11 protein-coding genes are annotated in these 12,170 nt (G+C 42.3%); 5 read left to right on the top strand and 6 right to left on the bottom strand.

Annotated features, from left to right (window positions below; all coding sequences use genetic code 11):
• Positions 1–50 precede the first annotated feature (50 nt).
• The gene (locus J0L83_06105; protein MBN8664121.1) at positions 51–770 is read left to right on the top strand and encodes a DUF2807 domain-containing protein; all 720 of its coding nucleotides are present in this window, start codon (positions 51–53) and stop codon (positions 768–770) included.
• Between the two features lie 3 nt (positions 771–773).
• On the opposite strand, the gene J0L83_06100 is transcribed toward J0L83_06105, so the two are convergent.
• A complete protein-coding gene (locus tag J0L83_06100) occupies positions 774–2,498 on the bottom strand; it encodes a hypothetical protein (protein MBN8664120.1) in 1,725 nt (574 codons plus the stop codon).
• 33 nt (positions 2,499–2,531) lie between these two features.
• Between J0L83_06100 and J0L83_06095 the strand changes: the two genes are divergently transcribed.
• The gene (locus J0L83_06095; GenBank protein ID MBN8664119.1) at positions 2,532–3,233 is read left to right on the top strand and encodes a response regulator transcription factor; all 702 of its coding nucleotides are present in this window, start codon (positions 2,532–2,534) and stop codon (positions 3,231–3,233) included.
• 51 nt (positions 3,234–3,284) lie between these two features.
• On the opposite strand, the gene J0L83_06090 is transcribed toward J0L83_06095, so the two are convergent.
• Positions 3,285–3,530: a 30S ribosomal protein S20 gene (locus tag J0L83_06090; GenBank protein MBN8664118.1), complete on the bottom strand. Its 246-nt coding sequence runs from the start codon at positions 3,528–3,530 to the stop codon at positions 3,285–3,287.
• 289 nt (positions 3,531–3,819) lie between these two features.
• Between J0L83_06090 and J0L83_06085 the strand changes: the two genes are divergently transcribed.
• Genes J0L83_06085 through J0L83_06075 form a run of 3 tightly spaced genes read left to right on the top strand, consistent with a single transcriptional unit; the run spans position 3,820 to position 9,011 of the window.
• The gene (locus J0L83_06085; protein ID MBN8664117.1) at positions 3,820–6,552 is read left to right on the top strand and encodes a 2-oxoglutarate dehydrogenase E1 component; all 2,733 of its coding nucleotides are present in this window, start codon (positions 3,820–3,822) and stop codon (positions 6,550–6,552) included.
• A 20-nt stretch (positions 6,553–6,572) separates the two neighbouring features.
• Positions 6,573–7,793 (top strand): 2-oxoglutarate dehydrogenase complex dihydrolipoyllysine-residue succinyltransferase, encoded by a 1,221-nt coding sequence (gene odhB / locus J0L83_06080; GenBank protein MBN8664116.1) that lies wholly within the window; start codon positions 6,573–6,575, stop codon positions 7,791–7,793.
• Positions 7,794–7,847: 54 nt separating this feature from the next.
• On the top strand, positions 7,848–9,011 hold the full coding sequence (locus tag J0L83_06075; GenBank protein MBN8664115.1) for an Fmu (Sun) domain protein: 1,164 nt from the start codon (positions 7,848–7,850) through the stop codon (positions 9,009–9,011).
• Here J0L83_06075 and J0L83_06070 read toward each other — a convergent pair.
• From J0L83_06070 to J0L83_06055, 4 genes are all read right to left on the bottom strand, one after another.
• On the bottom strand, positions 9,008–9,631 hold the full coding sequence (locus tag J0L83_06070; protein ID MBN8664114.1) for a chloramphenicol acetyltransferase: 624 nt from the start codon (positions 9,629–9,631) through the stop codon (positions 9,008–9,010). The two genes, J0L83_06075 and J0L83_06070, sit on opposite strands and share 4 nt — an antisense overlap.
• Complete coding sequence (locus tag J0L83_06065; protein ID MBN8664113.1) at positions 9,628–10,320, bottom strand: HAD family hydrolase; 693 nt, start codon at positions 10,318–10,320, stop codon at positions 9,628–9,630. The genes J0L83_06070 and J0L83_06065 overlap by 4 nt, the downstream gene beginning before the upstream one ends.
• 24 nt (positions 10,321–10,344) lie before the next feature.
• Positions 10,345–11,460: a tRNA 2-thiouridine(34) synthase MnmA gene (gene mnmA, locus J0L83_06060; GenBank protein MBN8664112.1), complete on the bottom strand. Its 1,116-nt coding sequence runs from the start codon at positions 11,458–11,460 to the stop codon at positions 10,345–10,347.
• Between the two features lie 95 nt (positions 11,461–11,555).
• Positions 11,556–11,996 carry an aspartyl protease family protein gene (locus J0L83_06055; GenBank protein ID MBN8664111.1) on the bottom strand — a complete coding sequence of 147 codons (441 nt, stop codon included), beginning with the start codon at positions 11,994–11,996 and terminating at the stop codon, positions 11,556–11,558.
• Positions 11,997–12,170 lie beyond the last annotated feature (174 nt).

Genomic DNA, 12,170 nt, shown 5'->3' with positions numbered 1-12,170 from the left:
ATGCACTGCTGCAAAGGATGCAGCAGTTATCAATCTCTAATATTAAAGATATGAAACAAATAGTTTTAGCAATACTGCTCTTCGTTGCTTTTCAGTCCTGCGAAATCATTGGTACGGAGCGAATCAAAGGCAATGGCAATATTGTGTCTGTAGACAGAACAATGGAAGATATCTCTAAGATCAAGCTTGCAGGGAGCTATGAGGTTGAGATTACTCAGGGCAGTACACCTGCTTTGCGCATTGAGACGGATGAGAATATCATTCCTTTGATTAAAACTGAAACTTCTGAAGGCTGGTTAAGTATCAAAACAAAAAAGAATATTCGTATCAGTACTACCAATCAAATCAAAGTATATCTCACCGTAACCAAATTAGAGGCTGTACATGTTGCAGGTAGTGGCAATATAACTGGCAAGGGCAAGTTTACGAAAGGGGATAAGCTTTCGCTGAAAATTGCCGGCGCTGGTTCATTAACCTTAGATGTGAATACACCTGAAATCAAAACGGACATTGCGGGAAGTGGCTCTGTTTATCTAAGTGGAGAAACCCGCAAGCAGGATATTGATATTGCTGGATCAGGGGATTATGTTGCCGAGCAGCTACAGTCCGAATCAGCTAAAATTGATATTGCCGGATCTGGTGATGTCAAGATTTTTGCTGATGATCAAATCAATATACACATCGCCGGTAGTGGCAATGTGTATTATAAAGGCAAAGCCTCTGTCAATCAGAAAATTCTTGGCGGTGGTAAAATAGTACGGCTCGACTAACTGCTATAGCAAGCGATACACAGGATAGCGTAAGTGTGCAGGCTCATAATAAGGTGAGTTCTTGTACACGAAATCCAATTGTGCATTTGCGTTTGCTGCGAACTTAGGATCAGCTTGTTTCTTTTCTTCCAGTTGTTTTCTGAGGTCTGGATTTTTGTTTAGCCAATCTGCTGCTACATCTTCCCATCTGTAAGCACTATACCCTTCTTTTTGTTGGAGTATGGCATCAAAGAAATTCCAGCTGAAATAACTATCATCCATAGTTGGTTCCAAGACTTCCACCAAAAAGCGATCTGCTCTCTGCCCTGTAGGAATTAGGTAATCGCCTTTTAGAAAGCGGATGCTTTGCTTAGAGCTGCTCAGCTTTACATCGCCCTGGCGATAATGCTTTTCAAATACACGGGTTGCAGTTTTATATTCTTCAATACGATAGGCTTCAACAGTTATAGTGGTGTCTTTTTCCAATCGCTTCATTTCAACTTTATTCAGTTTTAGTAAATCAATTACTGCATGCCAGCCTTGTGGAATTATATAAGCTTTTGGCTTGTTCACAGGCTTGATGCCGTTGAAGTAATTGAAAAACTTTACCTGTTTGTCAAAAGGCTGAGCGTGGTCATAAAACAATCTGTCCATACCCGTTACCGCACTAGGTTTTCTACCCGCTTGATAGCCCAGAAAACGAATAAAATCATGGCGCGTGGTATCTTTCTGCCAGCTTGCAAGAAAGCTGTTTTGTGCCTTCACTGTTTCTATAGATGCAGCTCTTTTTGCTTTGATACTTGTTGCATGTTTAGCACCTTCTTCAATCATGGTTTGCATGAGCGCATAGGTTGCTTTTACGCGTTGGGGGAAGGGCTTTAGCATATGTGTTTCGGGTACAAAACCCATGGTTTGAAACAGCGCCGCATATCCACTACTATATCTTGGCGCATCATAAAATGCATCCCAACCTCTGTCTGGATTGGCGCCAAAAAAGCTCACATAAGGGCACATGGGCCATTGTTTGGCTTCCATGCTTTTGTACAAACCAGGTTCAAATACATTATGCAAAAACTCCCCGATTGGGCCGCCCAGCTTGTTGTGCTGCGTAGTCAAGAGCGTCATGGTATGTTGGTAGTCTGCACCATCGCTTACATGGTTGTCCATGAAAAGATCAGGGTTCATGTAATGAAATATTTCAGCGAATGATTTTGCATTACGAGAGTCTGATTTAATGAAATCTCTGTTAAGGTCCAGATTCTGGGCATTACCCCTGAATCCATAGCTCAGCGGGCCATCTTGATTCACACGTGAAAAACTGTTTCGGTTGAGTGAACCGCCAATATTGTAAATGGGTATAATACCGATTGCAAGGTTATCCGGCATATTCAGCTTACCAGTTACCAGGTCTCGTAAGAGTAGCATGCTTGCATCAATACCGTCTGGTTCGCCCGGGTGAATACCATTGTTGATGAGTAACACAACCTTACCCGCCTTGTGCCATGCCGCGGGGTCTTGTGTTTTCCCCTTACTATATAAGACCAAATGCAAAGGGTAGCCAGCATCAGTATTACCAAAGGTTTTGATCACAATATTGGGGAATGCTTTTGACAGGTCTTGATACCATTGAATGGTTTGTGAATAGGTAGCGGTTTCCCTGCCGCCCGTGTTTTCAAAAACTGTGTTGTGCTTTTGAGCAATCATGCTCATTGACAGTAACAGAAATGGCAGGAATATTATTTTTTTCATTACTTTAAGCTTAATTTGGGGAACAATTTAACGATGGAAAGTCATAACCGGATATTATTGGTAGAAGACGAAAAGATTTTTAATGAGGTGGTCAAATCCCAGCTCACTAAAAACGGCTTCAATGTAGACAGTGTCCTCAATGCAGAAGAGGGAGAACAACTTTTCAAAAAGCATAAGTACGACTTGGTACTGCTGGACATTTACCTTCCCGGAGAAAATGGGTTTCAGCTTTGCAAGAAATTCCGAGATATCAATCCGGCTGTACCCATACTGATGTTTTCTTCACAAGGTGATGTAAACCATAAATTGGACGCTTTTAGTCTTGGAGCTGATGATTATATCGTAAAACCCTTCCACATTAATGAATTGATTGCACGAATGAAAGTGTTTATCAAACGTTCATTGAGTGCTGTGCAAGAAAACGAAATTGAACAATTAGAAGTAGAGGATCTCTCTATCGACCTAAAGCATAAAATCGTGAAAAGGGCAGGTGCAGAAATTGCACTTACTGCAAAGGAGTTTGGTTTGTTGGTTTTATTGGCGAAGAACAACGGTGCAGTTGTATCAAAGCAGGAGATACTGGAAAAAGTATGGGACCTCAGTTTTGATACCGGTACCAATTCTATAGAAGTATACATCAATTTCCTACGGAATAAGATTGATAAGCCTTTTGAACACAAGCTCATTCATACCAAGCCGGGCTTTGGCTATTTTCTGAAAAAGAAAGAGGCATAAAAAAACCGACCAATTGGCCGGTTGAATATGTTTATCAACAATTTGACTTGATTAAGCAGTTTTCTTCGCGAGCTTGCTCTTCAGATTGGCTGCTTTATTCTTGTGGATGATACCACGCTTAGCCAACTTGTCGATCATGGATACCACGGTAGGCAGTTGCTCACCGTATGCATTACCGTCAGTCGTAGCTTTCAGGTCACGAATGGCATTACGAGTAGTTTTGCCATAGTAACGGTTACGGTCACGACGCTTGGCAGCTTGTCTGGTATCTTTTTTGGTAGCCTTATGGTTTGCCATGTTCTAATTTTTCAGGACGGCAAAGGTAAGGGCAAAAGCCATATCGGCAAAATCCTGAGCTAAAAAAGTGGAAAAATCCGTCTCAACCCGGTATCTGGCAGCTAAATTGGCTCAAAATCAAGAAATAGCCCCAGTAAATGCGCAAAAAGGATTGTTCAAACAGACCGGCTATAATTATCCCGAAATGTCGAAAAACATACACAATCAGGCCATTTTTGGCTGAATTTCGAGCCTGATTTTCACCGATATTTGCCACCATTTTAAGAATCAGCCGAACAATCTTTGCCGCATGAAGGACTTCTCCTACATCACCAACTCGCATCCGTCGTTTATTGAAAATTTGTACCAGGACTTTGTCAAGGACCCCGCCAGTGTGGATCCAGACCTGAAAAAATTCTTTGAAGGCTTCGATTTTGCGGTATCCAGTGGTGCTGCAAGTTCGGGTACTGCTGCGCCTTCAGGCGATACAGCAGCCATTGCCAAAGAGTTCAGTGTGTATCAGTTGATTGAAGCGTATCGCAAAAAAGCACATTTGATCGCGAATACCAATCCTATCCGTCCGCGTAAAGACAGACAGGCAAATTTGGAGCTCAAGTATTTTGGTTTGAGTGATGCTGATTTGAATACAAGCTTTCAAGCCGGACAATACATCGGCATGCCAGGTGCCAGTCTGAAGTCGATTATTGCAAGGCTGAAAAAAATATATGCATCCACTGTAGCTATTGAAACTAGTTATATCAATAATCCGGAGCGTGCAGCCTGGTTGCAGGAAGCAGTAGAAGAAAAACTCTGGCAGCCTGTTTCGCTAGAACAGAAGCGTAGAATTCTGGAAAAATTGAATCAGGGTGTTTTGTTCGAAAAATTCTTGCACACCAAATACATTGGTCAGAAAAGATTTTCACTGGAAGGCGGTGAAACCATGATTCCTGCGCTGGATGCAATCATTAATACAGCTGCAAGCAGCGAGGTGAAAGAAGTGGTGATTGGTATGGCACACCGCGGCCGTTTAAATGTGCTGGCGAATATCATGGGTAAAACCTATGAGCAAATCTTCAGCGAGTTTGAAGCAACTGCAGTACCTGATACTACGATGGGTAGCGGTGATGTGAAATACCACATGGGTTACAGTGCTGAAGTAATTACGCCGGAAGGAAAAGATATTTACCTCAAGCTTACACCTAACCCTTCGCATTTGGAAGCAGTTGATCCTGTTGTGGTGGGATTTGCACGTGCCAAGGCTGATGTGCTATACGATAGCAATTTTGATCAAGTATTACCCATCCTGATTCACGGTGATGCTTCAATCGCCGGTCAGGGTATAGTCTATGAAGTATTACAAATGAGCCACCTGCGTGGATATTATACTGGTGGTACCATGCATCTGGTGATCAATAACCAGATTGGTTTTACTACTGATTTCGATGATGCGCGAAGTGCAGATTATTGTACTTCACTCGCTGCTATGATTCAGGCACCAGTTTTACACGTGAATGGAGATGATGCAGAAGCAATGGTGAAAGCGGTGCAGATTGCAACGGAGTATCGTCAGAAATTCAATGCAGATATTTTCATCGATATGTTGTGCTACCGTCGCCATGGACATAACGAAGGCGATGATCCAAAGTACACACAGCCTCAGCTGTACAGCATGATTGATCAGCACCAGAATCCCAGAGAAGTGTATACACAGTATCTGTTGGAGAATGGTGAACCTGCTGCCAGAGAACTGGCCAAAGAAATGGAAAAGAAATTCTGGTCTGATTTGCAAGAGCGCTTGGATGAGGTGAAGCAAAATCCATTGCCATATCATTACCAACAGCCGGAATTGTGGTGGAAGAGTTTGCGTAAAGCAAAGCCGGAAGATTTTCTGCGTTCACCAGAAACAGGCATTGGTAAGGATAGAGTAGAACAGTTGTTCCGTGGTATGATGCAGTGGCCGGAAGGTTTCAAACCTTTGAAGAAAGTTGAGAAGCTGGTGCAGGATAAAGTGAAGTTGTATGAAAGTGAACAGAAGATCGACTGGGCAACAGCTGAGTTAATGGCTTACGGTTCTTTCCTTGTAGAAGGAAAGATCGTGCGTATGAGCGGACAAGACGTGCAACGTGGTACATTCTCTCACCGTCATGCCGTGATTCGTGATGAACAAACCAACAAAGGGCACAATCGTCTGAATCATTTTACAGAAGATCAAGCCAAGTTTAGAATTTATAACTCATTGTTGAGTGAATATGGTGTATTGGGTTTTGAATATGGTTATGCCATGGCAAACCCTAACGCATTGGTGATTTGGGAAGCACAGTTTGGTGATTTCTCCAACGGTGCACAAACCATGATTGATCAGTTCATTGCTGCTGGTGAACAAAAATGGCAGCGTATGAATGGGGTAGTGATGTTATTGCCACATGGTTATGAAGGCCAGGGTCCGGAACATAGTTCTGCGCGTCTGGAGCGTTTCCTTCAATTGTGTGCAGAACTGAATATGGTTGTCACCAATATTACTACTGCGGCTAACTTATTCCATGCATTACGCAGACAATTGGTGTGGGATTTCCGAAAGCCTTTGATCAATTTCTCGCCAAAAGCCAACCTGCGTCATCCGGGTAGTTATAGTCCGGTAGAAGAGTTTGTATCCGGACAGTTCCGCGAAGTAATTGATGATGCAGCTGCTGACGCTTCAGAAGTGAAGAAAGTATTGTTCTGCTCTGGTAAACTCTATTTTGAACTGGCGGAGAAAAAGCAGAAAGACAATCGTACAGATGTGGCTGTTGTGCGTGTAGAGCAATTGTATCCACTTCCAGAAAATCAATTATTAGAATTGTACAGAAAATACAGTAAAGCCACTTGGTTCTGGGTACAGGAAGAGCCACTGAACATGGGTGCTGCATCATTCCTGCAAATGAATCTGAAGAGCATTAACTATGGTGTGATCAGCCGTAACGCAAGTGCAGCTACTGCAACCGGTTATGCCAAAGTACATGCGAAAGAGCAAAATGAAATTATTGAAACAGCATTCAGCATTTAATAGCCATCTGAAACAAACGCATTATGATAGAGATTAAAGTTCCAACCGTAGGTGAATCAATCAATGAAGTAACCCTGTTGAAGTGGGTGAAGAAAGATGGGGAGTGGGTAGAGCGTGATGAAGTGATTGCAGAACTAGAAAGTGAAAAAGCCACTTTTGAAGTGAATGCTGAGAAAGCCGGTATTCTGAAGACCAATGGTCAAGAAGGTGATACATTGAATATTGGCGATTTACTCGCAAGTATTGACGAAACAGCCGAGCGTCCTGCTGCTGCAGCAGCACCTGCGCCGGAAGCACCTAAGGCTGCAGCACCTGCTGCTAGTCAGGCTCCTGTAACTGCGGTGAGTAATGATATCAAAGCAACACCTGTTGCTTCAGCAATCATCGCAGATAAGAAAGTAGATCCTTCTAGCATTACGCCTTCCGGTGTTGGTGGAAAGATCATGAAGCATGATGTATTGGAAGCTTTGAATAATCCCGGTAAAAAAGCTTTTGAAGGTCAGACACTGTTCAGCCGCAATGCACGCAAAGAGAAGATGAGCAATTTGCGTAAGACGATTAGTCGCCGCTTGGTGGAAGCCAAAAATACGACTGCCATGCTCACCACATTTAATGAGGTGGATATGACACGTATTATGGAACTGCGTAAAGTGCATAAGGATAAATTCAAAGAAGCACACGGCGTAAACCTTGGCTTCATGAGTTTCTTCGCCAAAGCTTGTGCGATTGCATTGAACGAATGGCCTGCAGTGAATGCTTATATCGATGGCGATTCATTGATTTATCATGATTATGCGGATATCAGCATCGCAGTTAGTACACCAAGAGGTTTGACTGTACCAGTGATTCGTAATGTTGAGAGCCTGAGCATGGCGGATATCGAGAAGAAAGTATTGGAACTGGCGGGTAAGGCAAGAGACAATAAATTAACGACTGAAGATTTAACCGGCGGTACATTCACGATTACCAATGGCGGTGTGTTTGGTAGCTTGATGAGTACGCCAATCATCAATATTCCGCAGAGTGCCATTCTGGGTATGCATAAGATTCAGGAGCGCCCAATGGCCGTGAATGGTAAAGTAGAGATTCGCCCGATGATGTATCTGGCATTGAGCTATGATCACCGCATCATTGATGGACGTGAGAGTGTAAGCTTCCTCGTTCGCGTAAAAGAATTACTGGAAAATCCTGAGCTTTTACTGGTAGGTAAGGATCCGGTGAAACTCTTGTTAGAACTCTAATCCAAATGAATACAGTCTCCTTCGGGAGACTTTTTTATTTGATACCTTGGCAGCATGAAAGCAAGGCTGGATAATTATATTCAAATGGCTTTAGCGCTTATTGAGCGTTATGATGGCGCTACGCCTTTGTCGGCTTTCTTGAAACAATACTACGCACAAAACAAAAAGCATGGCTCAAGAGATCGAAAGCTGATCAGCCATCTTGTGTATACTTATTATCGTTTGGGTAACTATGCTGCTACAAATCAACAGCAAAGACTGCTCATTGCTTTATACTTGTGTGAGCCTGCAGATAGTCAATGGTCGGTATGCCTACCCGAAGCTTGGCAGCAAATGATGCAAGCATCTCTAGATGAGAAGTGCAGTTATCTACAGACACAAGCCCTACCTATTACACCTGCAGCTATTTTTCCATGGATAGATGCCTTATCTGAAGGAATAGAAAAGGAAGCATTTGTGTGGCAACACCTACAGCAGCCTGATTTGTTTTTACGTGTGCGTCCGGGTAGGATGAAGAAAGTAGTTGAAGCACTGAATACTAACACAATCGCATTTGAAGCCGAGGGTAATTGTTTACGTGTGGCGAATGGTACCAAAATAGATCAGTTATTGACCATTAATAAAGATGTGGTGGTGCAAGACAGGAGCTCTCAGCAGGTGGCGAATTTGTTCAGTTATTTTCAGGAAGCGACTATCAAAAAAGTGTGGGATTGCTGTGCTGCCAGTGGGGGGAAGTCTATTTTATTAATGGATAATTTACCGGGCATACAGCTTTCTGTTTCTGATATACGCGCTACGATTTTACACAATCTTCGTCAGCGTTTTGCAGAAGCTGGTATTGCGCAGTTTCAATCTTTTCTGGCAGACTTATCACAACCTTTGCCAGTAAAGCAGCAATATGATGCGATCATCTGTGATGTGCCTTGTAGTGGTAGTGGTACCTGGGGCAGAACGCCGGAACAACTCAGTTTTTTTGATACACAAGAAATTAGTCGATATGCGCAACTACAAGCAACTATTGCGGGTAATGCTATCCCACATTTGAAGCAGGGGGGGTATTTACTCTATATTACTTGCTCTGTGTTTGCAGCGGAAAATGAAATGAATGTTAATAAGCTTGCAGAACAGCATTCCTTAAAATTAATAACACTCGAAGTGTTTACTGGCTATCAGTACAAAGCGGATACAATGTTTGCAGCTTTGCTACAAAAAGCTTAAGCGTTTAAATATTCCTGAAATAAATCAATGTATTGGCTTGCATGATAACCATCCATCAATGCATGGTGTGCATGTACCGACATAGGCATGGTGCGTTTGCTATTCTCTTCAGTCATTTTACCAAAAGAGATTTTGGGAATAGACTCTTTGAAGCTGAAGCTTCTCGCATGAGATAAGCTCGTGAACTTGATCCATGGAATAGAGGAATAGTGAATCACATTCTCATTCGAATTTGCTGGCACCAATCCAGTAGAAGCTTGCACACGTGCTACTTCTTTCGAAGCTGCATCCAAAAATGTAGGAAAGTCTGCATGATAGTCGATATACGAAAAACCGAATGTGCCATCGGGGCGATTGATGGTGGGCGATGCATGTACAGTATCATATACAATCACTTGGTCTCCGTCAATTCGATAACGAAAATGCTCTACTGCATTCGCAGCTTTCAATGATTGGTATAAATAATAGAGGAAAAAAGAAATGCCTTGCGCTTTTGCATTAGCGTATGCTTTGGTCACATCTACGTCAACAGTAATACCAAAGAATGGCTCATCGAATTGTTTGAAAAAAAAGAACTGGTCTTTCCGCTCCCAGCGTTCAAGGTCTAAGTAATGTTTCATATGCCCAGCAATGGAAGGATTTCAGTAATGGTATTCACTTGATGATAACGTGGGTTATCAATATCAACTTCTGCTGTTTCCAATGCCCAGGTAGTATGATAGGGTACATGTATGCCATAGCCGCCCAATTCTAACACAGGAAGTACATCGGATTTAACTGAATTGCCAATCATCATGAATTCACTTGCTTGTATATCAAGATGCTTGATTAGCTTTTTGTAATCTGATTCGGCTTTTTCAGACATAATCTCAATATGATGGAAATAATGTTCTAGTCCTGATTTCATCAACTTTCTTTCTTGATCCAATAAATCACCTTTGGTAGCAACTACTAGTTTGTACTTACCTTGTAATGCTTGCAAGATTGTTTCTACGCCATCTAGTAATTCAATCGGGCGATTGATCATTTCCTGACCAAGTTCGATGATGGTTTCAATCGTATCAAGAGAAATCTTCTTTTCAGAAACTTCCAAAGCTGTCTCAATCATTGATAGCATAAAACCCTTGATGCCATAGCCATATAAAGGCAAGTTTTTGATCTCGTTTTTCAGCAAAGCTTTTTCTACGCTGTGGTGGGGTAGAAAATTCTCTAACAAGCCGGCAAACTTTTCTTCTGTTTCGCGGAAATAAGGTTCGTTTACCCAAAGGGTATCGTCTGCATCAAATGCAATGACTTTGATGTGTTGCATGTGCCAAATGTAGGAAAATACGGCCTAGGATTGTTTGAGGCTGCCGTATTGAATCACGCCACCACCAATCACATCATCTCCATCATAGAATACAGCACTCTGGCCAGGCGCAATACTTTTTACATTTTCGTAAAAGCGTACACGCACACCGTTATTGTCTGTGTAGAGATTACTGATCGCACCACCATCCTTGTAGCGAATCTTGGTAATGGCTTCCATGCCATCGGTGATGCCATCGTATTTAATCCAATTAATCTTGGTTACCAGCATTTCATTCTGCGCCAGATCTTCTTCATCACCTAGTACAACCGTATTTGTATCCGGGTTGATGGCTGTTACATATGCCGGTTTACCCAATGCAATATCCAATCCCTTACGCTGGCCAATGGTATAGAAAGGGTAGCCCTTATGCTGACCTAATTTCTTACCTGTTTTATCTACAAACCAACCACCAGCTACTTGTTCTTCTAAACCATCTACGCGTCTTTTCAAAAAGCCGCGATAGTCATTATCAGGCACAAAGCAGATTTCATAACTCTCGCTTTTTTTGGCTAATTCAGGATAGCCCATATCGAGTGCCATCTGGCGTATCTGCGTTTTGTGGTATTTGCCCAAAGGCATGATGGTTCTACTCAATAAATCTTGTTGCAAGCCCCATAACACATAGCTCTGGTCCTTGGTAGCATCCAATCCTTTGCTAATGTAAAACCGACCATTATCATGCTGTGCAACGGAAGCGTAATGTCCAGTAGCAATAAAATCACAACCCAAAGCATCGGCACGTTTGAGTAATGCACGCCACTTGATATGCGTGTTGCACATCACACAAGGGTTGGGTGTTCTTCCCGCCAGGTATTCATCCACAAAATTCTCAATCACAAAATCACCAAACTCTTCACGGATGTCTAAAATGAAATGCGGAAAGCCATGTTGTACTGCTGCCATGCGTGCATCGTTGAAACTATCCACGTTACAACAGCCAGTTTCTTTCTTGCTGGTTCCGCCACCACTGGTAGCATAATCCCATGTTTTCATGGTGATGCCCACCACCTCATAACCTTCATGATGTAACATGAGTGCCGTAACGGTACTATCAATACCGCCACTCATCGCTACCAGCACTTTTCCTTTACGGCTCATGTTGAATGAATTTCGGGCAAAATTAGCACAAGGGCGGGGAATTCCGTTTTCAGCCAAATGGCACAAAGTGCCGAAAATCTTACGAAAAGCGAAATTTAGACGTCTACAGCCACCAATTTGAAGGTATTACTCCAGCCATCGTACACAAAACTGCAGAAGCGCAAAACATCTCTGCCAATGATGCCATCATAAGGTGAATTGGCATAATTGCCTTCAACTACATCAATAGGTAATGCTTTATCCTGAAAGATGGGAATGTATAAAATGGTGCGATAAATCTTCAATGCGTGGAGTCCGCCAACACCATCTACTGTGGCGTCATCCTTATAGGGACTGAGTTTCAGCTGACGAATAAAATGTTGGTCAAGGCCAGAAACATTTGAGCCGGTATCAATCAACAATTTCACTTTACAGTAAGTATTGATCGCATTGAAGTTTTTCGTGCTCAGAAAAGAGTCCTCATCTGTATGCACTTCTGCTTCAACGATAGGGCCGTGATCCTGTAAAGTGGGTATAGTTAATTGTAATCCGTGCATATATCTAATTTACGGAGAGATATTCATAACTCATTGATTTTTAATTGTTCATGTAATTGATTGTAATATCTCAACAAAATCCACAGGCTGATTTATTCAATTCTTGGTTCAATGATGAATTTTCTTAATTTCCATCTCCTTATTATTGACAACTATTTACAGTATTAAAAAAGA

It is taken from the genome of Chitinophagales bacterium, assembly GCA_017303835.1.
Lineage (GTDB): Bacteria > Bacteroidota > Bacteroidia > Chitinophagales > Chitinophagaceae > JAFLBI01.
This window is presented reverse-complemented; position numbering and strand designations above follow the sequence as displayed.